Source organism: Cyanobium sp. WKJ7-Wakatipu (assembly GCF_024345355.1).
In the GTDB taxonomy this organism is placed as follows: Bacteria; Cyanobacteriota; Cyanobacteriia; order PCC-6307; family Cyanobiaceae; genus Cyanobium_A; species Cyanobium_A usitatum.
In genome coordinates this window covers 1-22,666 of the sequence record NZ_JAGQAY010000025.1, presented here as the reverse complement: position 1 = coordinate 22,666, position 22,666 = coordinate 1, and the positions used below count along the sequence as shown (strand labels likewise).

The 22,666-nt window shown below is 60.3% G+C and carries 16 protein-coding genes; 2 read left to right on the top strand and 14 right to left on the bottom strand.

The genetic code is table 11. The features are described 5' to 3' along the window. Nucleotides 1–10 precede the first annotated feature (10 nt). Nucleotides 11–397 (top strand): hypothetical protein, encoded by a 387-nt coding sequence (locus tag KBY83_RS12130; protein WP_255019741.1) that lies wholly within the window; start codon nucleotides 11–13, stop codon nucleotides 395–397. Here the strand turns inward: KBY83_RS12130 and KBY83_RS12125 are convergent. Genes KBY83_RS12125 through KBY83_RS12115 form a run of 3 tightly spaced genes read right to left on the bottom strand, consistent with a single transcriptional unit; the run spans nucleotide 384 to nucleotide 4,215 of the window. Then, entirely contained in the window at nucleotides 384–1,394 is a 1,011-nt protein-coding gene (locus KBY83_RS12125) for a hypothetical protein (RefSeq protein WP_255019740.1), read from the bottom strand. The genes KBY83_RS12130 and KBY83_RS12125 overlap by 14 nt on opposite strands. Next, nucleotides 1,391–2,839: a DNA polymerase III subunit gamma/tau gene (dnaX, locus tag KBY83_RS12120; protein ID WP_255019739.1), complete on the bottom strand. Its 1,449-nt coding sequence runs from the start codon at nucleotides 2,837–2,839 to the stop codon at nucleotides 1,391–1,393. The genes KBY83_RS12125 and dnaX overlap by 4 nt, the downstream gene beginning before the upstream one ends. Further along, on the bottom strand, nucleotides 2,836–4,215 hold the full coding sequence (locus KBY83_RS12115; protein WP_255019738.1) for a hypothetical protein: 1,380 nt from the start codon (nucleotides 4,213–4,215) through the stop codon (nucleotides 2,836–2,838). Before KBY83_RS12115 ends, dnaX begins: the two co-directional genes overlap by 4 nt. A 58-nt stretch (nucleotides 4,216–4,273) precedes the next feature. Here KBY83_RS12115 and KBY83_RS12110 point away from each other — a divergent pair, with 58 nt between their 5' ends. Next, nucleotides 4,274–4,969, top strand: coding sequence for a PD-(D/E)XK nuclease family protein (locus KBY83_RS12110; RefSeq protein WP_255019737.1), 696 nt, complete (start codon nucleotides 4,274–4,276; stop codon nucleotides 4,967–4,969). Between the two features lie 925 nt (nucleotides 4,970–5,894). On the opposite strand, the gene KBY83_RS12105 is transcribed toward KBY83_RS12110, so the two are convergent. From KBY83_RS12105 to KBY83_RS12055, 11 genes are all read right to left on the bottom strand, one after another. Then, nucleotides 5,895–6,398 carry a hypothetical protein gene (locus KBY83_RS12105; RefSeq protein WP_255019736.1) on the bottom strand — a complete coding sequence of 168 codons (504 nt, stop codon included), beginning with the start codon at nucleotides 6,396–6,398 and terminating at the stop codon, nucleotides 5,895–5,897. Between the two features lie 429 nt (nucleotides 6,399–6,827). Beyond that, nucleotides 6,828–8,372 (bottom strand): hypothetical protein, encoded by a 1,545-nt coding sequence (locus KBY83_RS12100; RefSeq protein ID WP_255019735.1) that lies wholly within the window; start codon nucleotides 8,370–8,372, stop codon nucleotides 6,828–6,830. 456 nt (nucleotides 8,373–8,828) lie between these two features. Beyond that, nucleotides 8,829–9,626 carry a DISARM system phospholipase D-like protein DrmC gene (gene drmC / locus KBY83_RS12095; RefSeq protein ID WP_255019734.1) on the bottom strand — a complete coding sequence of 266 codons (798 nt, stop codon included), beginning with the start codon at nucleotides 9,624–9,626 and terminating at the stop codon, nucleotides 8,829–8,831. After that, the gene (drmB, locus tag KBY83_RS12090; RefSeq protein ID WP_255019733.1) at nucleotides 9,623–11,521 is read right to left on the bottom strand and encodes a DUF1998 domain-containing protein; all 1,899 of its coding nucleotides are present in this window, start codon (nucleotides 11,519–11,521) and stop codon (nucleotides 9,623–9,625) included. The genes drmC and drmB overlap by 4 nt, the downstream gene beginning before the upstream one ends. Nucleotides 11,522–11,541: 20 nt before the next feature. Continuing rightward, nucleotides 11,542–15,078: a DISARM system helicase DrmA gene (gene drmA, locus KBY83_RS12085; protein WP_255019732.1), complete on the bottom strand. Its 3,537-nt coding sequence runs from the start codon at nucleotides 15,076–15,078 to the stop codon at nucleotides 11,542–11,544. Nucleotides 15,079–15,082: 4 nt separating this feature from the next. Beyond that, entirely contained in the window at nucleotides 15,083–15,433 is a 351-nt protein-coding gene (locus KBY83_RS12080) for a DUF86 domain-containing protein (protein ID WP_255019731.1), read from the bottom strand. Continuing rightward, nucleotides 15,423–15,734 carry a nucleotidyltransferase family protein gene (locus KBY83_RS12075; RefSeq protein ID WP_255019730.1) on the bottom strand — a complete coding sequence of 104 codons (312 nt, stop codon included), beginning with the start codon at nucleotides 15,732–15,734 and terminating at the stop codon, nucleotides 15,423–15,425. The genes KBY83_RS12080 and KBY83_RS12075 overlap by 11 nt, the downstream gene beginning before the upstream one ends. Next, complete coding sequence (locus tag KBY83_RS12070) at nucleotides 15,731–16,237, bottom strand: hypothetical protein (protein WP_255019728.1); 507 nt, start codon at nucleotides 16,235–16,237, stop codon at nucleotides 15,731–15,733. The genes KBY83_RS12075 and KBY83_RS12070 overlap by 4 nt, the downstream gene beginning before the upstream one ends. Next, nucleotides 16,221–16,775 carry a hypothetical protein gene (locus KBY83_RS12065; RefSeq protein WP_255019726.1) on the bottom strand — a complete coding sequence of 185 codons (555 nt, stop codon included), beginning with the start codon at nucleotides 16,773–16,775 and terminating at the stop codon, nucleotides 16,221–16,223. Before KBY83_RS12065 ends, KBY83_RS12070 begins: the two co-directional genes overlap by 17 nt. A gap of 10 nt (nucleotides 16,776–16,785) precedes the next feature. After that, nucleotides 16,786–20,943: an Eco57I restriction-modification methylase domain-containing protein gene (locus KBY83_RS12060; RefSeq protein WP_255019725.1), complete on the bottom strand. Its 4,158-nt coding sequence runs from the start codon at nucleotides 20,941–20,943 to the stop codon at nucleotides 16,786–16,788. Nucleotides 20,944–20,946: 3 nt separating this feature from the next. After that, nucleotides 20,947–22,398 carry a hypothetical protein gene (locus KBY83_RS12055; RefSeq protein WP_255019724.1) on the bottom strand — a complete coding sequence of 484 codons (1,452 nt, stop codon included), beginning with the start codon at nucleotides 22,396–22,398 and terminating at the stop codon, nucleotides 20,947–20,949. Nucleotides 22,399–22,666 lie beyond the last annotated feature (268 nt).

Here is a 22,666-nt window from a genome sequence, read left to right as displayed (position 1 = left end):
AGGTCAGACCTTGGCCAGTTTCTGTGACCAATGGTGCTACCTAGAAACCTGGGTCAAAGAATTGCTCCACCTCGCGCACCAGGCCACCGTCCGCAGCCTGGATGCACCCGCTGTTCTTAAAGATGAAAAAGGCGCAACTACCCTCGACCTGATTGCTGACGAAAAAAGTCAACCGCGCCTTACGGAGTTGGATTTGGAGTGGGCGATGTCCCTGCTAGAGGCCACATCACCTGACGAGCTGGCATTAGTGCAAGCCTCTCTGGTAAAGCGCAACATTGATCTAGCCAAGGCCGCTGGTATATCCCGCGGCAGCATGAAAGAGCGCATCAGCAAAGCAAAAGGGAAGCTGGCCGCTATCGCTGGGCCCACCGCACACGAACTCGTTACGGCCGCGTAACTCCCTCTGCTAAGGCCAACAACAGCCCCTCCGCCTGCTCCCTCTGCCCTTGGTAGTGGCCTTTGGTGACGCCATACCTGAAGGCCACCAGCATGGTGCTCAGCTTTAGAAGGCCGGCCTGGTCGACTGCCTCAAGCTCCTTACGTTGCACCCAGACCCGACCCTTCTTCCAATCCAGCAGCTTGGCCACGTCGTTGTCGTCCTGATCGCTCAGGGCGGTAAGGATCAATAACGGGTGCAACGCTCCCACCAACCAACCCGCCACCTCCCAGGGCTTCTCCCCCGCAGTAAGCATCACCTGGGCCTGCTCCAACAAACGAGCTGGGCGACCCTCTTTGATGCAGTCGGTGAGGTCGCGGGTGGTCGCCACCGCTTGGCCCAGCAGCTCACGAAGCATGGGCACTGTCACCGTTTGGCCGGCCGCCAGCAAAGGCCCCAGCTTGGTGAGCTCTGATCGGATGCGGCTTTGATCGCCACCCGTCAGCAGCGTCAGCTCATTAACCAAGGCAGGTTTCACCTCGAGGCCAAGCTCAGCAACAAGCGCCTTGGTGGCATCGGTTTGCTTGCCGAATTTCCACGGTGGGATGCGGACGAAATCATGGATGTCCCGCTTCTTCACTCGATCAAGGATCGGCTTCAACGCTGGGTTGGCACCTACCTCAGCGTTAGCAACGGCTACCACCTGAAGATGCTGCACCTTGCCCTTCGCCCAAAGATCTCCAGCCTCCAGGGCAGCCGCGAGGTGGCCCACCACGGCGGCGTCCTTCAGGGATTCAATCCCCTCAAGAATCACCCAACGAGTAGGGCTAGCCCCCAACGGCAATGGCGGGGTGCGCAGAGCGGACCACGCTGCCCCCAGTTGCGTCTTATCCGCTAGGTCATGGCGACTGGTGCTCAGCAGCTGCTCAGCAGCAGGGATCCCCTGCAGCATTTGCAGCAGATGGGACTTCACTGAAGCTTGATCATTCCCATGCAATAGCTGAATGGTGAAGGTCATTCGGCTCGCCTCACCAACTTGATTGGGCGACCAAGTACGGCACTGAGGGCCTTACCGGCCGCTGGTGCCAATGCCGCCAGGCTCGCCGGGCCCACCACCACAAGCTCACTGTCACTCAGGTTGAGGAACGTGGCTGCTTCGAGCTTTTCTCGCACCCTCCCTGCCGGCAGCTTGGAAAGCAGGCTTGCCCAGGCATCAGGCCCGACGGGAGCGGCCGGTGGACTGGCCGGGGCCGGCGCCAGTGCACAGGCTGGTTCCTCGCTCGCTTCCTCAGCTACAACCACCCTGGCGGTCACCACAGGCGCCGCTACGACCGACGGGGCCACAGGCTGGGCCTGACTGGCCTCCATGATCACGAGGTCAAGCAAGGTGGCACCCCGCAACGCACGGTTGTGATTGGCCTGCATCCCCCTGGCCACCACCTCAGCAATGACCTGCAGCTCGGGGTAGCTACGCCGGCCCGCCAATGCTGTGATCCGGTGCTTGCCGGCCGCTGTGGCCTCGAGACGACCATCGGCCGCTGGCACCAACTGCATCAACATCACGTCACGCACCCCCCCACGAAGACCAGCCAACACTTCATCGACTTGGTGGCCGCGACTCAACATCTCCCGGGCGTCCTCCAACGCACTCAGCAGGTCACCCTTGAGCAGGTTGCCCAGCAACGAATGCTTGAGCGGCTCGGGGATCGCACTCGCCTGCTCCCAGACATCTTCTGTCGCTATCGCACGACCTAACACCCGTAGCTGACCAAGCAGCGACTGGGCATCACGCAACCCACCATGACTGGCCCGCGCCAGCTCAGCTAGCGCTGTCTCGGTAATGACAATCCCTTCCTCCTCACAAATGCCTTTCAGGTTGGCCTGCACCTCATCTGTGCTCAATGGCCTGAAGCTCAGCTCCTGACAACGGCTACGAATCGTCTCCAGCACCGCATTGCGCTCTGTTGTGGCCAGCACAAACACCACCCCCGCTGGTGGCTCCTCCAAGGTCTTCAACAACGCATTGCTAGCCGCAGTGCTCAGCTGATGGCACTCATCGATCACGACCACCTTTGTTCTGGCACGGATAGCTCTGGTAGCTACAAACTCGATCAACTGACGGATCTGGTCAATCCCACCATTGCTCGCTGCATCGATTTCAAGGATGTCGGGATGATCACCCAAAGGGATCTGACGGCAGTTACCGCAAACCCCACAAGGCTCAGGTCCACTGCCCTCTTCACAGTTCAAACTCGCAGCCAAGATCCTCGCCGTCGATGTCTTGCCCGTACCAGCCGGGCCCGTGAACAAATACGCCGCTGCAACCATCCCCCGCTCAAGGGCACTGGTAAGCGTGGCCTTCAATACCGACTGCCCCGCCAGATCAGCGATCCGCCTCGGCCGATACTTCGCCGTTATCGCTCGCTCAATCGCTGGTGCAGGGATGCTTTTCTTTGTGCTCACTTGATTGCTCCAACTGTTTGCTTGATTTCGATAGCGCTCTCCACTCGACGAGGTTCACCGCTCATTGGTGCCAACACCCCATCAGCCGCTTCACCCTTGGGTGAATGCGTCTTCAGATAAAAACGCTCTAACTCGCCGTCAGACCAGAAACTGATATCAACAGTTCCGTCCGGCTCGCTATTAGTGGTCAACGCCTTCAGTAACGCCACCAACCGCGACCCATTAACGATCCGCACTAACTCAGCCTTCGGTGCCGCTACCCATGGCACCACCACCGCTCCGCCAACATGAAGCGTGCTCGGGACTTCGATAACGAGCCCGCTTTCCCCAAAGGCCAATGTCCAGTTGGTGTCACCATCCCTGGCATAAGCCTCGAGAATTGATAAATCAGCTAGCAGCGCTCGCAACCCACCAAATGTTCGCCGGTTCAATGCCAACGATCCGGTTACCTTCTCAGTGCTCGCCGATGGCTTAGCTGCCCGCAGCTCATCCAACATCTCTGGCAGGGCAATCGGATCATCTGCCTGATTCACCGTTACCCAGGCATCCTCTCGGGCAGCCTTAGGGCATAACCGGATAGGCCCAGCCTCCGGTAACTCCACTATCCACGGCTCCACCCCACCAAAGGCGCCGACAATCGCTTGCGCATGGGTAAGGCTCGCGGCAGACACTGCCACCGTGCGGGGCTCCTCTGTCCAACCAGTGTCAAAGCCAAGATCCACATCAGCCCACAGCTCACTGCGGATACCCCACGAAGCATTAGCCGAAAACACTGACACCACGTCAGCTGCAACCGTTATCACCGCGCTATGCAGCGTGCTGGTCCCCTGCTCCACACTGGAATGGGCGGCGGTGCCACTGCTTAGCAACGACACCAGCCGGGGCCGCGGCACCTGGAACTCTTGGATAACACCGCTAGCTAAAACGGGGTCTGGCACCCATTCGGGGGAACAGAACAACCCGGTAGCACCATCGGATAACGGCCACTCGAGACGATTGCGCTTGCAACCATCCTCGAAGAACTGCCCAGTGAAAACATGCCGGTCTTCAGTCTTGGGGTCAGGCTCGAAGCACAGCTGTAGCTGCCACCCCTTGCCCTTGTACGGCGCCAAAAACTTGCTGAACACCTCCAGGTCCACACCAATCGAACCCTCTGCTGCGACAACGGCATCACAGCTCAAATAGGCGGTGCCGAGCGGTGTGGTGTAGGTGAGCCCCAACCCATCGTCCTTGGCCTCTAGGAGGGCATGGCGGAAGCTGGAATAACTATGCCCCTGTCCCCAACGGACCAAGGCTGTAACCGTGGGCTTGAGGGCCCCCACGTCAATCGTGAAATGCAAAGTGGCCCGCTCCGGTCTGTGAACCAACCAACCCATAAGGTCGGTGGTGATGCAAGTGTAGCGCCATAGTGGGCACAGTTCAAACCAGGGCCCGGTGCTTCCACGTTTCAAAACCAGGCGAGAACAACGCGATGGCCGGCGCTTCTACAGCGTCGATAGCCACTGTCTCCCCAGCGTCACCACCGTGTTGTCCGCCACTGAGGATCAGGCATGGCTGATGGCCTGGCGGGAGCGGATTGGTCATGTCGAGGCTGATCGCATCTCCGCTGAGGCATCAGCACTAGGCACCCGCACCCATGCCCTCGTTGAACGGCAGCTGCTTGAACGCTTCGACCATCAACAGCTCAACCTGCTCGAGCCCGTAGAAGGCGAGCTTGGGGGTGAGGACCAAGACCTCGCCCGTGCCTTTCAACCCTGGTTAGAGCAAGTCGAAGACTGCCTGCTCACCGAAGGAACGGTTTGGCATGTCGACGAGCATGGCAAGGGCTTTGCTGGCAGCTTCGATGCCCTGGTCCGTTGGCGTGGTGAGCTCTTTGTCGCTGATTTCAAAACCACCCGCAAACAGAAGTACCGGGGGGACTGGGGCAAAGCCGCTACCCAGATAGCGGCCTACAGCCAGGCAATCCAACAGCGGTATGGGGTCCCCGTGAATCGAGCGGTGGTGGTGAGCGTTAGCCGAGGTCGATTGAAGCTTGATACCCACCGTTTTGAACCGGATGAACTGGCCCTGTACTGGGAAGCCTTCAAGACCCGGTTGGAGGCATACGAGCAGGGCCTGATCATCGATTGAACCCATCAAAGGCTTAGAGGGATAGGCGGGAACTAATGGAACGGTTTAGGGGGCTTGAAGGCCCCCTTTCTCGTGCAAACCCACTGCGCTGGAACAATTCTTGCAGTAAAGCCCTTTTACTATTAACGCACCAACTTCTCAGACTTATTTCTTGTACGCTTTTTTCTTTTGGTTTTTTTATGGGAGTCTAGACGCCTGAGGAATCGAAGGCGTCTATTCTTCCTTGGCCGTTAATAGTAAAAGGGCTTTACTGCAACAAATACACCGGCACAAGGGGTCTCAGTGAGTCTCATTTGAGAATCCTGAGACAAGTAGCCCTCCGGCCCAAATCGCTACCGACCTAGCTAGCCCGGTAGTAGCAAAGGTTTACGCAGCACACGGCCGCCCCGGTTAGCGCCCAGCTGGCCACCCAACAGGGCCTGGCGCCGATCGCTTGGCAGCCTTGGGCAAATCGGAACTCGGGTTCCGATTTGGCGTCGTCGGCGTTGTTGCTGGTGGTGGTGTTGGTGCTGCACCCTGCACTACTACCCCCGAGCGAAACCCCTAAAAACCCAGTAGCAAATCACCCCCCCCTTTGAGAGTGATAATCATTCTCACGGCTAACCCTTGGCGTCGTGTCGCGGGGTCATATCCCGCTCGCCCGGCCGCGTCACGCTCCCCCGCCAGGAGCCCCCAGGAGGGGCCTGAGAGAGAGGGGTGGTAAGACGCAAACGGATCAGCCGGATATGCCGCGTGACGAGACCAAACAGCTGTTGGGCACTGGAGCGTGACGCCTCCCGCATCAGCAGGGAACGCCGGCACAGGGTCGCAGGGCCGCTGGCCAATCCAGCTAGCGCCCGGCCGCGTCACGCACCCCCGCCCCCACCAGCAAAAAAGCCCCCAGGCCACACGGCCCAGGGGCTGGTAACTCGGCGATCGCCGCGGCCTAGGCCGCTGCCTCCCCTGGGTGCTGCTCAGGGGGCACCACGAGCACGGTCTTGCCGTTCTTTTTGATCAAGGCGGCAGACTCCCGGCGCTTGGCACCTGACGGCGTAAATGGCCCCTGACCGAGCATCCCCAAAAAGCGCTCCCGGACAGCGGAGGGGCTGGTCCGCCAGAACAAAACGCCCTTCAGCATGGCCACTAACTCCTCTGGTGTTTTCTCGAGGTCAGCCGCCAGACGCTTGAAACACTTGGCTTCGCCCTCGGTGAGGGGCAAGGTGATGGTCAGTGCCGGGGGTGGTGCATCAGCAACCTCAAGGGTTGGCGCCGGGCCAGCCGCATCGGAGCCGATGTAGTTGACGATCGCCTTGAAAGAAGCGTCAGTGAGGTGGATGGTGCCCGTCAGGATTTTGTAGGCGTTGTCCGTTTCGATATCGAGGACTTCGGCGAGGTCGCTGGTTTTGAAGCGGTGCCTCCGCATCGCCTTACGGATGAGTTCGAGGGTCATTGAGCTCAGCTCTGGTTTAAGCCAAAAGAGTAGCGCTGGCTTGGATCTTTGTCTAGGCGGTGGTTAGTGAGGCTTGCTGGGACGAAAACAGAGGAATAGGAAGCTCCTTTTCGCTGAGAACGGTTGCGCTGGAACAATTCTTGCAGTAAAGCCCTTTTACTATTAACGCACCAACTTCTCAGACTCATTTCTTGTACGCTTTTTTCTTTTGGTTTATTTGTGGTACTCTAAATTTGTCGAACAGACAAATTTATTCTTCCTTGTCCGTTAATAGTAAAAGGGCTTTACTGCAAGAAATGCTGCCCTGCAAGGGGTCTCATTGAGTCTTATTTGAGAATCATGAGACTTTGGTTGGCTTTGGCCTAAAGCGCCCCTATCGCTACACCTTTAGCTAGCCCGGCCTTTAACAATTCAATACCAACCGTTTCCTTAGCTCTCGGCCGCGGCCAACAACAGTTCATTCACCCCAAAAGCTTCCACCCAGCCCTGCGAAGCCATCCAATAACCAACGCCCTCCAGGCAAAGCTGATACTCCAGCTCTGCAGCCAACCGCTCACCGACCTCAGCCGACCCCTCACCGGGCCTTAGCCCTTCCCCAGCTAGCCACTCCACCGCTAAGGGCAGCATCTCTTCAAACTTGATCTCGCTGGCCGCATACCCAGTCGGATCAGCGGCCCACGGGTAAAACACCTTCGCCCACCGCTCTCCTTGTTCAGTCAGTTCCGAGTGCCCGGAATACAGCTCAGCCACCTCACGGGCTAGATCCTCGACTACCGGCAAAATCACCTCCCTGATCCGCCAGTCCAGTTCATTCACCCGCGGGTCATTAGCGATCCAACGATCCGGCCTGTCACAGATGTGCTCTGTAATCGCCGGGCAGGCATAACCCGCCTGGGTGCCGTTGTGCTCCGCGTAGCCGGCCTCTTCATCCTCGAGCAACCCATGCAGCCAGAAGATCTGCTCAATCACCGGGATAAACGCCCACGCTGGTGAGAACTCCCATACCCCGGTAACTAGCCGGCACCGGTGCTGAAGCACCCACCCTTGAATCAGCTCCAGATCGTCTTCTGTGAGTTCAAACGCCACCATCGGGTGCTTCCCCGCTGGCCATGCCATCCGTCTGGCCATCACGCAATGGCCATGGCCGCTGGCACCGGTGGCCTGAAACAGCTGCCACCAGGGCTTGAGGATCAAGTCCCCAAAATCAGCGCCAACGCCATTCCCATTGGTCAACGTCGGTAGGCCAACCTCGAGCACGCCACAAAGCAGGTCTTCTTCAACGAGGGAGCGCAGGAATCGACCCATCTGGTGCGGGTCCCATAAAGCTTCACGGGCCACACGCTCTGGCCAACCCTCGGGCTGTAGCTCCATGGTCAGCTCAGGCTGTCGCTCTCTGATCAGCTCAGCGCCACCGCGCAGCCAACGCATCACGACACCAACTGCACCTTGACCAAAGAACCACCGGGCCCGCCCCTCTTCGAGCTCAAGGCCCTGCAACACCCGGGTGGCATCATTCCAAAGCACGGTGGCCAGAGGCTTACTGATGCCCAGCTGTGAGCCTCTCAGCTTTGCCAGAGCAGGCGGGAGCTCAAAACCATTGTTCCGCCTACAGATCGAGCTAGTAGCCCGCCCCGCTTGCCTTACCCACCGCAGCAGGGCATCAGCATCACCAGGCATAGCAATCGTTTCCCGCCAGAGCGTCTCGAGCCGTTTGATGTAGCCAACACCATCTATGTCGGGTGGGTTCCATAGGCGCTCGGGGCCATAGCCCCACGATCGCCAGGTGGCATCAGCCTCTCGCATCCCCTGGGGGGTTAGCTCGAAGTAAACCGGGGCAATCTCATACTCCTGGCGATCCCGCTCACGTATCACTGCTAGGCCGTACTGCCGGACGCGTTCGCGGTCCTCCTCTTCTAGAAGCCAGCTATGGCCGCGTTGCTGCCAGATACTTGGGAAATTTCCTACAGCGTCCAACGTTCGCCATCTCTGGTTTAGGTCAAAAGACTAGCGCCGCAACAGGCCCGATGGTTACAGGTGGTTCGAGGGTGCTAAGCCGCTTGAGCAATGCTTTATCGAGTGCTGCGTCAGCAAGGGAGCTCTTGAGGCGGGCGCCCTCCTTCTTGAGTTCCTCCAGGCGTTAGGGCTCTGTAGCTTTAATTCCCCCACACAGATGCCGCCAGCGGTACTAGGGGCGCTGGAACCTACAGGGTCTTGGAGACATTGGCGCTGGTCTAGTCCGCCAATTCCTGGGACGCTTTGACACCACCGTCTCGGTGCTCTAAGCGCTGCAGGGAACCCCACCCCCAACGGCCAGCCGTAGTGAGGTGACAAGGACGCCCCAACGGGCGCATGGCTAGATCCTTGACGCAGCGCGAGGACTGGCCATGCCAGTCACACAGTTCATTTGGATGTGCGCCATGCAATTAATTTCTAGGCGGCAAATTCAAGAGGCAGGAAAAGTCCTTGATCAACGGCCATGGAAAATTGCCTCTGGATCTCCTGCACCCTTGGGACGGATTTTGTCAGCCAGCCAGCTTCAAAGTTATGACGCTGCGCCGTTTCACTGAAGTTGGCACTGGTCACAATGGCTTTGGCCTCAGGTGTTGTTGCATCAGCAATAACAATCTTGGCGTGCTGATAACAACGCTCAGCGGACCCAGTGATCAGGCGGCTGTCCACGTAGGCATGAGGTTTTGCGGGCCAAGGCCAGACGTCCCGGTTAAACCATGCTGAGATCGTTGCTAGCGGGTCAGCGCCTAGGCGATCCTCAATCTGCTTGGGATGGAAGAACAGATCGACTCGGTTCAGCTGACCATTGGCTAAGCGATCTGCGATGGAGGCGAACAACGCGCGAAACTCACTGGTGAGGCCGATGTTGTAGGTGGCGATCAACAGGCTGCAGCGCGCTTCACCGATGAGTTGATCCACCGTGGCAAAGGTGTCGGCAGTTTTGGCATGGAGGGGATCCGGGCCAGACCAAACGAAACTCCAGGCGTTTCGCTCTGTTTGAAGTGCCTCTTGCGCATCAGCGAGGCGATCAAGCAGCAACGCCATCAGGCGGGGATGGGCCCCCTCTCGCACCATCTCCACCAGTAGCGGCTCGAGCTGGAGGCGGATCGCTTCGCTGTGAGTAGAGAGCAGTCCCTGCCAGCTGGTGGGCGTGTAGTTCAGACGCCGTAGATCAATCGCTACGCCCCGAAGTGTCTGGGCTGGCAGCGTGAGGCTCATGCGTTGATGAACTCCCAGAAGGACGGATCACCCGTTTCAGGGTCGAATGAAACGGTGGGGCTCACCAGGGCCCGATCGAGGAACTCGTTGCGGATTTCGCAGGAGGTTTCGGCGATCAATTCACAGCCATGGCAGGCGGCGCCGTGGGTAGGGCGAATGTCGAAGGGGTGGTTGGGGTCGTGCTCGGAGCAGAAGGGATCGTTGCTGCAGAGCTGGCCGCGCTCAAAGGCCTTGTCCAGATAACTGACGATCCGCTTGCCGGCCCCAACCAGGCCGCCCAGGGTGCCTTCCGAGCCGGAACTACTGGTGAACAGCAAGATGCCATAGCCAATCTCGCTGTTGGCGTAGATGCGCTCGCGGATAGAGCTGGCGCCATAGCCGCACTCCAGTGCCATCTCCGTGATCAGCAGATGGCTGAGGCTATGCAGCAGCAGGTAAGGGGCTCCGGGGAAGGGGAACTGGACCTCATCCAGTCCGCGTGAAGCCAGCCATTCGTTCTCGAAGGCCTTGGTGAATTGACCAGCTCGCATTTGCACCGGATCACTGGCAGCCCAGGCCTTGATCGTGGCGGGATCGAACTCGATGAAAATCCCTTCCCCCTTGTTCTCACTGGCGGGCACCCAGCGCAGATCATTGGCCAGCGGTGCCCGGCGGTTCACCTTGGTGGTGTCGATCGGTAAGCCGCCGAGGCTGCTGGTGCGAGCCGTGAAGCGGGTGAAGCCCACTAGCGCCTGCACCTCCCGCAGGCGGTGCACCAGCAGCACGCGTTTTATGGCTTTGCTGAACCAGGCTGGCGGGTTGGGAGGCTGCCATTGATCGGCCTCAAAGAGGCTCCCTTCCGCAGAACTGGAGACCCCATCCATCGGGCCAATCAGCAGGGCTAACTCCTCATCTTTGGGTTGGGCTGCCTGGCCGGTGATGCCTCCCCGTTGAGCCTCGATCGTTTGCCAGAGCAGCGCCGGATCCACACCAACGAAGGCGCTTTTGAGACGGGGGTTGAATTTGAGCGCTGCTGATACATCGGCTTCCGCTTCGATCAAGGCGAGGTCGTCCTTGAGTTCGGTGACACGTTTGGCCAGGGAATTTGCTTCCTCCGGCAGAGAGATCACCGAGATGGTTTCGGTGAAGTAAGCGTTGGTGGCAGAACGCACCAGTAGCCGGTTTTGAGTGGGCTCTCCATCGGTTTTGCACTTGTCAGGGTCGCGGGCGTTGCGGCCCAACCAGGGCGTTTGCCCTTGGCAGAGACCTAGGGGGCTCATTTCCGTGACCAAGGCATCAGCGAGCTTGCGGGTTGTGCCGCCCTCTGACTGCACATAGATCTGGGTGAAGTCGTTACCGGTGCCGGCTTCCAGCAGGTAGAGGCGTTCGCTGTTCTTGCAGCCGAACTGGCGAAAGCAGAAGTCGCGCCAGCGGATGTCGCTGAGGTGGCCATGGGGGCAGGCCATCACGAAGCGAACCGGCACCACCGGGTACTTGCCCTCATCGTCTTGATAGGTGCGCCAGTCCGAGATGCAGCCATCGTTGAAGTGCACCAGGGGCCTGGCCCGGCAGGGAATGCCAAAGGCCATCCGCTCGCTCACCTTCTGAGCCACGGACCACTCGGGAAAGCGAAACGCCTTGATTGAACCGCTCACATTTTTGAGCGGATCCACCTCCTTGGGCGGGGTGCGCAGGTCAACCCGGGCCATCCCGGTGGCCTGCCGCACCAACTGCAGCAGCCGCGGCTCGTGGATCAGATCACAACCTTTGTTATTCCAGAAATCCAATCCCCCAATCAGTAGGGAGTAGTCGGGCAGGTCGACCATGGCGCCAGGCCCATAGAGCTGGAGCACCTGGCTTTGACGCGCTTCGCCGAGGGGCGGGGGAGCAGCTTTACGGCGGGTGGAGGCAGGCATGGGGGTGGTGGCTACTGGGCTCAGTCGTCGGCTGTGATTTCTTCCCTGAAGTTCACCATCCGGATCGGAGCAGAAGGCTCCACATCACGCAGGCTCCAGTTGGTGTTGAACTGCTTGTAGCCCTCCGTTTGGTAGATCGGGTCGTTATCGAGGGCTGTGTGCAGCAAACCCGCACCAGCGCCCTTCTCTTCATGGGTCCAGTACTGCAGCTTGGCTTCTGGCTCTTGGGTGAGCTTCCACCAAGCTTCCAGCAGATCGATCACGTGATCGCGAACTTCGGTGGGTAGGTGTTCATCGAGGCTGTCATCGGCAGCGCCTGTGGCAATACAGCGATCCTGCAAAGCCTTGGCGATCTGAGCCTTGATGGCTTGCAGGGCATCAGCTGCCATGGCGCCTTTGGCACCAGCTAGGGCTGGATCGCTGTGGCGGGCCATAGCCACCACCACCCCAGGTAGGCCGCGATCAAGGGCACGGCTGGCAAAGGGTGTGCAGCTGGTGGCCTCCACGTGGCGGTAGAAGGTTTGGTGCCAGTAGGGAAACAGCTCGAAATGGGAGCGATCCCTTGGGCGGTTTGGGTTGAGCAGCACCAGCACTAGGCCCGGCTTGTTTTGCTCCGGGTTGTCGCTGAGCTGGCGGCCAACGCGGCTGGTGGCCTGGATGTACTCGGCGGCGGTTTTCGGTTGGTTGAGCACCACCATTAGACCCAGGCGAGAGATGTCGAGGCCCACCGAAATCATGTTGGTAGCTAGGGCCACATCGAGGTGGTCCTTATCTACGTAGGGCTTGGAGAGCCGATCTTTAGTGCTGCTGATCTTGGCGGTGTTGACGCGAGAGGTGAGCTCCTGCGGTTCATTGGGCCGCTTACGAGTAGCAAAAGGGTTAATGAAGCCCTCCATATCAAGGGCTCGGTTTTTGGCAAATTGCTCCAGCTGGCCACCGAGTTCGTCTTCCAAAATGCTGCGGGTGACACCCAGCTCCTTGAGGTTGGAGAAGTAGCCAAGCAGGGTCATGTAGGGATCGGCTGGGTTGCTTGCACCCATGGCCTTGTTGTCGTTCCAGCCTTTCTGAGCTGCAGCCATCAGGCCCAGGTAGGAGCGCAGCAGGACGCCTTTGAGATTTCGGCCCGGCGCGGAGAGACCCACATAGAGACGGGCCTGGTCTGGATCTTGAATCGTGCGCGAGAAGAAGTTGTCATCACGCTCCGGGCCTGGCGGCGGAAAGATGCGCACCTGGCTGCGGGCAAATAGGGCCTTGATCTGAGCCTCAGCCCTACGCACGGTGGCGGTGGAGGCGATGATCTTGGGCGGCGGCGTGGAGGCGTCTGGACGCATCAGAGCCTCGATCACCGTTTCATAGAGGCCAGCGAGGGTGCCGAGCGGTCCACTGATTAGATGAAGTTCGTCCTGGATGACGAGTGCTGGTGGCAGCAGCCGGCCGTGGGGAATCTTGAGCCCACCAGCCGCCTTCTCAGATGGCCCCCAGAAACCTGCAGCGCCACTGCCGGTGGGCAACTGATAAGTGCTGACATTGCCAAAGAGGGACGAGGTTTTACCAACCCAGGGCAGGGCAGCGAACTTATCGATCGTGGCGATCAGGAAGCAGGGCAGGCGACGGTAGATCTGCTCATCCACCGGCAGCACCGGTAGTGGTGTGCCCTTGTGGAAGGCGCAGGGGCCCATGTAGGCAAATTCCTGTTTGGCCTCTGGCGATCTGGGCTCGCGGCAGTAGATCTCAAGCCGATCGGGATTCTTGGGAGGCAGCAGATGAAACCCCTCAGGCTGCAGGGGTCGGTTGCACCAAGGACAGGTTTCGATTGGGATCGGCCGCTCGCGTTTGCCTGATTTCCAGTTGTTGAGCACGGCATGGGTGGATTGCTGATCGCTGTCGCCCGGACCGCCCAGCTTGTTTGGCGTGGCGGCCTTGCCCACCCACATGCCGATCTCAAAGGGCCATTCACCCAGCGGATAGGGGAGATCTTGTTCAGCGCGCTTGAGCCGCTCCAGCTCCAATGCGCAGATCAAGGTGGCAGCACGGCCGAGCTGATCGAGGGTGAGCAGCCGCAGGGTGTAGCGCATCAATACGGTGAGGCCGGCTGATTCAATCCCTGGGTTCTGCAGGCGGCGGTGCACCAGGGTGAACGCGGCCAAGCCCAGGTAGGCCTCGGTTTTGCCGCCACCGGTGGGGAAGAAGAGCAGTTCAACGGCCTCACGATCCAGCCGGCCTTCTGGGCTATCTGGTGTGGCGAGACCCGGCAGGTTCATCAGCACAAAGGCCAGCTGGAAAAAGCGCCACTTGGGGCTGCGGGTGTTTGGTGCAATGCCGATTTGATCGGGCGGCACCTTGGCGCTGAAGGCACTGCGCTGCCGGCTGGCGCGGGCCATCACCAGGTTCATAGTGCGGAAGGCCTCTCGCACCAAGGGATCGCTGAGCAGCTTGATCCCGTTTTCAATGCGCCTGGCGCAGTCTTCTGCCTGGGCCCGGAGCTGCTTGGCGGTTTCGTTCTGAGCTGGCTCGCTAATCGGGTGCTTGGGTTGCTGGGTTATCCATGCCCGGTAGGCCTTCACCATCGGCATCAGCTCCTGCCCGATGCGTTCGCTCCGGGCCAGATCCGCTAGGGCCTCCATATCCATCGGCACGTTGGTGCCGGCGGGTGGCTCTGGCAGCGTGCGGTAAACCCGGGCTGTCGGTAGCCAGGTGGTGGTGAGGGTGTGGCAGAGGGCGGGGTTGCCTTCTGGGATATCGGCAGCAATTACTGCAACGTTGTGACCGCTGGCAAAGCAGTAATCGCGCCGGTATTGAAGGGCTGCGAGGCGTTCATCGGGATCTTTGGCGGCCTGCTGCAGCGCATCGCGGCGGGGCGGAAAGCCTGCTTGGCAACGGAGCGAGAGCTCCGCCTGGAAAGCCGTGACCGGATCGCGATAGCGAATCTGTTTGGGCGGTGACTCGCGCTTGTTGAGCAGAAAGAGCGAGACCGAAAGTTGATCGCTTGGATAGTTGAGCTTTTTTGGTGCCGGCCGGGCGATCCAGCGCAGACACAGGCCTTGCGGATTGCCTTCTAGAGGGATATCTGGGCTGGTGCCGGGAGCATCAATTCGAAAACTGATGCTTTGACGCTGGGGCGTGCGGGTCCAGATCTTGTCTTTGTCTCCTTCTACAGGTGCGCTGTAATCCCCCCAGCTCACAACCACCTCCAAGCTGGCGCCCTGATTGGCGATAAAGCTCAGGCCAAGGGAGGAGGGAAACCAGCTGCGGCGGGTGTTGGCCTGATCGAGGGTGTCGTTGGCGTCGTCTTCTTTTTCTTGCTTCTCCAGGCGATTGGAGGCGTCGTTGCTGGGTTCTTCCCCAGCGAGATCGGAGAAAGAAAGCTGCTCTTCTTTTGTGGTGCGGCCGGCCTCCTGCTGAAACACATGGGGCACTAGGAAGCCGGTGGTGTAACGCACCGATGGCGGCTGGTTGATCTGTTCATGGCGCCGGGCCACGTCATCCCAACTGGGACCGATCATGTCGATGCGGAGTGCATCGACGAGGTGTTGACGGATTTCGGCGGCGGTGGTCATGGCGTCAGGGAGCTCCCAACTGCTGAAGCAATTGCTGACAGCTGGTCTGCAGCGGCTGCAGGTATTGCTGGATCACGCCCCAGACCAGCCGATGGTTGATGGTGACGTACTCATGGGTGAGCTTGTTGCGAAAGCTGATGATCTGCGGTGCTTCTGCAATGCGCACAAAGAGATCAGGCTCTCGGAGGGAGAGGTTGGTAAGGGCTTCGCCGATGATGATGAATTCCCGCTCCACGGCTGAGCGAATCAGCCGGCTCTGTTCGTACTGCTCCAGCGTGATTCCTGACACCGCAACCTGAATGGCCTCGGCCGCCTGCTGAATGTCGAGCAGGAAGGCCCTTGGATCACGCTTCATAGATCAACTGCTTGGACGCGTCGATATCAGCACGCACAAATGGGTTGCTTACGGCGTCCGCCATCACCAGATCCACCGGCTGGCCGGTGATGGCGGCAAGCTGACGCTCCAGACCGAAGTAGGCAGCCACCAAGGCGCCCGGATCGATCGTCTGGAACTCGACCAGCAGATCGAGGTCGCTGCGGCTGGGGTCGAAATCGTTCCTCAGTGCTGAGCCGAACAGGTGCATGCGCAGCACCTGGTGCTGCCGGCAGGCGTCGGCGATGGCGTCCAGCTGGGGCTTGGCAAGGGCGAGGCTCATCGTTCCATTGTGCTCGCGGAGCCAGGCTGGCCAGCAGTTTGGTCCCCTTGCCCTTGCCAGGCGTCATTGATCACTTCGGTGGCGGTGCCTAGTTTCTGCAGCAACAGCAGAAGCAAACGCTCGATGCGGTTGGCATCGTGGGGATAGGAAGGCGCTGAGATGGCTGGGGCCTCCAGCTCAGTGCCCAACCTCTCCTTGAGGAAGGCGATCAGTTCGCTGCGGCGCAGCTTCGACCAGCCACGCAACCGCTGCTGTCGGCAGATGTTCTGCAACTCCCCGGCAGTGAGGGTATCGAGATCCTGCCCCGGGGGTAAGAGGATTTCGGCGGATTCAGAGAGGAGATGGCCATGGCGTTCCTCGATCCGGCCGGCCTGGCGCTGGAGGTAGTCGTCGAGGCCGCGGGTGTGGTTGGCAAGGACGGTGCCCAGGGTGTGGAGATCGGCGCCAAGGCTGTCGCTGATCGGTGTGCCGCGGCGGCGGCGGGGCTCAGGCTTCTTCGTCATCGATCGATTCCTCGAAGAACTCAACGGCATCGGCCCGCTCCAGTAGCCGCTCCACCGCAAGCTTGAGATCCTGGATCGACTGGCCGGTCGGGCCACCATGGGCACGCTCTTGCTGGTCGACCGCCTCCTTGATATCGGCCAGGTTCTCTAGGGCCTGCTCGATCTGCTGCACCTGCAACAGCCGGCCCTTGAGGCGGGGCAGCACGGCGGAGATCTGATTGGCCTCCTCCTCCACCCGTTGGCGATAGGAGAGAAGGTCGTCCCGTTCCTGTTCCAGCAGGTTCATCTCCGCCTCCAGCAGGGCGATCTTGTTCTTGGCCTTGGTCACCAGACCCTGCTGGGCCCCGGCGCGGCGGTTGGCGGAGATCAGGGCTTCCCGCATTTCCCGATAGAAGTTGCGCAGATCGGCGAAGTGAATCAGCTTGTGCACCAGCGGAAACCGCCGGGCCGTGGTTTTGCCGATTTCCGCGGCGGGCTTGCTGGTTGGGCCAGTGGATCCGGGCATGGTGGTGATTAGGCGTCTCGTGCGGCTGGCCATGGGTCGGTCTTCATAGGGCCAGTCCGATCTGCTGTCCATCGGTTGCCAGGGCCGCTTTCGGCGGGCGGCCGTGCCGTTTCCCGTCCCCCGCTGCCGCTGGTGCAGCTTTCTTTCCAGCCTTGCCGTGCAGCCCCAGGGCCACCTCCTCGGCATAGCGCTCGGCATTCAGCGCTAGGAGCCGGGCGAGCACGTCATCCCGCACGGCATCGGGCCAGCGGTAGCGCCAGGGCAGCTTGCGACGGCCGGTGATGGCGCCGTAGGCCTGCAGTTGGCCCTGGAAATCAAGGGCGCCTGCGGCATCCCAGAAGAACAACTCGCCGCTGTCGATGCGCTCCTTCAGCGCGTTGGGAAGCGGAGCTCCATCATCTAGATCAAGGTAGTCGAGCCCGAAGCCGCAGGCGGTGGACACATCGCTCCAGCCGTAGGCAGCCAGCACCGCCTGATCCATTTCGCCGTGGAGCCTGCGCAGCTCCAGGAGACCGCTAATTGATTCGGCGGGATCGTGGAAGCGGTTGTAGGTGCTGGTGAGGCCTTCGTTGTTGGCCACCATCAGCCCGGCGCGGAACTGGTGGTAACGCTCGCCGATGGTTTCGAGACGCTGGTGCTGGGTCTCGTGGGCGGGATCGTTGGCGTTTGCGTCGATCAAGGTGGCGGGGAAGGGAAAGGTTTCGAAGCAGTCAGCAGGTGCATAGCAACGCCGATCTTCAAGGGAATAAGAAAGAAACTCAGTCCACTGATCATGCAATGAGGAATGAAGTACCGCCAAGAAAGCCAGCGAGGTTGCCGAAAACACGATCAGACGGTGTGCATAGACAGATCCGGCAGGCAGGCGAGCCAGCCCAAACCGCGCATACACCTGGCTAATTACCAACACCCGCTCACACCCCGCAATAGCCGCATACAGCGCAGGACACGTCTCCCCAAAACGCCACCAGTAACGTGCACGGATCTCCCGGTTCTGCGCTAGGCGCGCTGGCTTCACCTTCCTCTCGACAATCGCCATCAACTCCGGCCACTCCCGCCGACACTCCTCCTCACTCTGCTCGCCGAAGTTGATCACATACCTGTGATGCGTATGGGTGGGGCTGCTATTCACTTCTTCGCCGCCGATATACGGAAAGATCACCTCAGCATTCTTCGGGTTCTCGGCGATCAGCCGTTCCATAGTTGAGATCGGCGACGGGATGCCAGGCGTATCGTCGTCTGCCTCCCCGGAATCATCGAAGGTGAAGCCCATGCCCAGCACGATCGAGCCCTGGAAGCTCTTGCCGGCATTGGCCGCCAGCTGCTTGGGATCCTCATGGCCGCCGTTGGCGAACAGGAAGGCCGTGATCTCGTGCACTTGCCGGCCATCCAGCCGTTTCTCGCCGGAGTAGGCACCCTTGAACAGGTGCACCACGCTCACCACCACCGCCGCCACACCCGGCCATTTGTATCGCTTGCGAGCGGCATAGATGGTGCCGCCATTCAGGCAGATCCAGCGCAGGCCGGTGCTGCGCGTGTCGCCCTGGGCGATGGTGTTGGTGGCGATCAGGCCCAGTGATCCGCCTGGCCGCAACAGATCAAAGCAACGGCGGAAGAAATGGGCCACCAGGTCGGCATTGCCGTGGCTTTCGGGATGCAGCTGCTTGAACCAGTCGAGGATGCCCTCGGGGCTGCCTTCGGCGATGGTGTTCTTGCCGGCGAAGGGCGGGTTGCCAACAAACACATCAAAGCCCGGCTCCGGACGCCCGAACACATCGGGGAAAGCCAGTTGCCAGTGCAGCGGCTGAATGCCCTTCTCGCCTTCGCGCAGGCGCGCCAGTTGTTCAGCCAGCTCGTCTTCCAGTTCCGCTGCTGAGCTGTGCTGCAGGGTGGCCTCCAGGTAGTCCTTCTTCAGCTCCTCGCGATCTTTCGGTTTCTTGCCGTTGAAGAACGCTGCCACCAGCAGATCGCCCACGGTGCGCAGGTAGGCGGTACTGGCGTTCAGATCGTCGAGGGCCTGGCGCTTCTGGGCGTCGTCGGCATCGCTGCGACTATCGGCGTGGAACAGTGCAAAGCTCTTGGTCTCCTGCTGGCGCACCTGATCGAGATAGGCCATCTGGATCTCGCGCTGCCGGCTGGCACCCTTGAGAGCCTTCTCGATCTCGGATCGCTCGATGCCCACCAGGGAATCGCCGCATTGCAGGGCGTGGTCCACAAAGGTGAAGGGTGCGTCCTTGCTCAGGCTCACAAGCCAGAGGCTGAGGCGGGCCAGATTCACCGCAAAGGGGTTTTTATCCACCCCATAGATGCAGCCCTGGGCAATTAGGCGGCGGGCATAGAGCAGGGGTTCCTCGCCGTGGGCGCGGCCACCGGGTTGCAACGCCTGTGGTAAACCGTCGCGGTTCCAGGCAAGTTCAAGGAGTTCGGCCAGGAAGCGGCAGCTCTCCACCAGAAAGGCTCCCGAGCCCATGGCCGGGTCGCAGATCTTCAGATCAAGGATCTGGGCTGCTGTGGGGCGATGTTCACAGCGCTCCAGCCAGGGGCGCAGTGCCTCCTCCACGATCGGCCTTGTGAGTGATCGAGGCGTGTAATGGCTGCCGCTGCGGCGCCGTTCCTCGGTGGGTTGGAACACCAGGCCGCCGGCCGCCTGGGGGCCATCGAACAGATTTCGGTTGATGCGCGGAACGAGGGCTTCCAGTAGCTCGGCTTCGCTGCCGGCGTCCTTCAACGCCGTTGCAGATTTCGGCGGCAGGGTGGTGCCGGCCTCCTCCTCCAGCCAGGCCTTGCGTTTGCTGCCGGGCAATGCCAGGAGGGCATCTAGATCCACCGCAGTGGTGAGCTGCTTTTTGGCACCTTGTGGTTTGCTCTTCAGGCCGATGCAGCGGCCAGGGATGCGGCGTACTGCGTAGCCCATGATCCCCTCGTACACCGAGCCGATCTGCTCCACATCGAGGGCGCGATAACTAATGCGCTCGCCATTCACGATCAGCAGGTTGCGCAGCAGCGCCAACACCACGCCGTCGCTGATCCACGGGCTCTCCAGCCAGGGGTAAACGGTTGGATCAAACAGCTGGCCGTGGCGTGCCGGCAGGTAGTCGGCCGTGGGGCCGCCGCCATCAAACACCAGCCGGCACAGGCTCATCAGCCCGGCCCAGGCGCCGAAACGCTGCTCCATGGTGTCGGGAAATTCGGCGGCGTCCTGCTCCAGCCGCTCAAAGACACCGCTCACCTTGTAGTTCTGCTCATACACCGCATCTTTTGGCAACAAGGCGTTGTCTTCTGCGTAGAGCAGAAACACCAGCCGCATCAGCACCGTGATCAGGCCGCCATAGAGCTGCTTTGGATCGTCCTCGGCCAGATGCCCCAGTAGCAGGACCCCCTGCCGCTGGCTGAGTTCGTCCGCCTGCTGGAAGCCCCGCAGCAGCTCCCATAACGCCGCAAGCACCTGATCGGCCAGGGCATTGCTCACCACCGCCTGGAAACTGCGGCTCTTTTTGAGCACATCGCTCAAGCGGTAGCCATCGGGATCGAGGAACACATGGCTCTGCCCCAGCAGCAGATCCAGCCCCGAAAACATCAGCCGGCCGCTCACCTCCGCCAGATCCGCCAGCGGGAAGGTGAGATAGCCGGAGCTTTCCCCCTTGGGTGCCACCACCAGCCGCAGCTGGGCGCCGTTGAACAGCAGCCCCGCTTCCACCCCCGTTTCGCGCAGCAGCCGCTCAAAGCGTTCCTGCGGTGAAGCCCTCCAGAGGTGCTCACCAGCGGTGACCTTTTGATCTAGGGGCGTAAGCAGTGGCAATTCCTGCACCAGCAGCTGCGCGCCTTCGCCGCTGGCGACTGGAACCACTGCTGTGGGTTGCAGCGTCTCCCCCAGTTCAGGCAGCTCTCTGGTGTAGCCCTCAATCAGCTTCGGGTCGCTCTGCACCTGATCGGTGCCCCAGCCCAGTTGCTCCACCAACAAGGTCTCGATGCCGGTAAAGCCAAGCTCGCGCTCATCCGCATCGTCGTCGTCTCCGCCCAGGGGTTCGAGGCCATCTCGGTAGCGCTGCTGCCGCTCGATCAGCTCACTGCCGCTGCGGGCCACCACCCAACCGGCGTCCTGCATTGCTGCAGGCGCCACCACCAAGCCCACGGGCTGCAGATAGCCCAGCCACTGTTGGTGGGCCAGGAGTTCGGGGTCAGCAGTGGAGGGGCGACGGGGCATGGGTCAGTTGTTCCTCACAAAGATCTCGACCAACGCAACCTCGGGAATGTCCATTCGCATCCCAACCCATTCACCCACTCCAGTGCACTTGAGGATGCGAATAGGCACATCGCGTTTGCTCCATTCCTCAAGAGAGCTTGAGTTATGAATATCAAGCTTGTAAGTCTCCCCAACGCGAAGACTCGTTGATGGCGCGAGGGCTATGTATGCAGGTTCTGGCCATTCCTCTGGATCCCCATCAGAGCTCTCGCTACTTGTCTCAAGCTGCGCCGCCGCAACAGCGCGAACTTGTATCCCTCGCTCATTATCCTTCCAGATCAACATGCCTCCTCCTTGGTGCTCTGGCAAAGACTTGACAGGGGTCGCGTCGAGCGGAAGCTCGGAAGCTTGCTTCAATAAATGAGCAGCATTACGGTCAAACAGATTGCGCTGCCACCAGTTCATGTCGTCGAGGCACAGCTTGATCTCACTCTTGATTTCAGATAGATCCAACATGTCCGCAAGTGTTTCGCGGCACTGATTGACCTGAGCCACCATCTGCTTCTGCCGATAGGCAAGGCTTTCAGGGTGATGCTCCAGTGCGATGAGCATCAATCCCTGCTCCAGCTGAATGACAGCAGCGCAGAGAGCGACCAGCAGACGCGTGTCCTGACCGAACTGATCACCTTCTTCTTTGATCAACCCTGCAAGCTCAAGGGGCTTTTCTCTCTTCCGGGCACGTTGACGTGCTTGGTTGATCTTGTCGTGGAAGTTGGCCTTGAGAATCTTCAGGCGTTCCAAGTGGGCACGCAGATCCCGTTCGCAATGGGAAATGCGGTCCTGCATCTGAGCATTGAAGTGACCGGTGTGGGCATGCTCAGCAAGGATGTCCTGAAGGGTTAAGGCCGCAGCGATGACTTCGCCGATATCTTTGGCGTTCTGCCTCTGAACGATTCTTGACAAGGTCTGCTCGATGTTGGCGAGCCTGCGATTGATCTCATTGAGCTGCTGTGTGCCAACGATGGCGTGAATAGCCTGATAGACCACCAGTGGGGCGAGAACACCAGCCGCTGGGGAAAAGCGGGCCTGCCCGACTATCTTTGAGGAGCCCTGAACTAGGACGCCACCGAGATTGTTGCCTCCGCTCTGCATCATGGTCATGGTTCCTTTGGCCAGCCCATCAACGACTGAGGCCGGCCCCACGATCCGCATCAGTTGGCCGGTCTGCACGGCAGCAGCCATCGAGGGGGTGAGTTTTGCTGCGAAGTCGCCAACCACTCCGCTCACTGACTGACTGGCTGCAGTCCCAGACCCATACAAGCTTTCAGTTCGGAGGAATTCGATCATCTGCATTGATTCCTCCAGGCCGTAGGCAAAAGCCCCGGCCTGCACTTCGCCAGCATCGTTGAGAAGGGGGATCAGCTCATAGGGCTTGTCTTCATCAATTTGGGTGGGCGATTTCTCCGCAGCAGCCAAGCTGATATCCGATCGCCTAGCCCGAGCTGGAAGGGCACGGCTTGGGTCCAAGTGGAAGGCCCAGTGCTCGGCGATACCAGCAATCCTGCTGGCCAGGCGACGTACGAACTGCAGAAGGTGGAATCGAAGTGCCATGGTTAACCGCTGATCGGCCAGAGGTAGACGAGCCCGGCTGGTTCCAGTCGATGGGTGATCACCCGATAGCTCTCCTGAATCCGTTTCGGTTCGGTGGCCAGCTCCGTTTCGATCGCCTCCAGGCGCCGCTGCC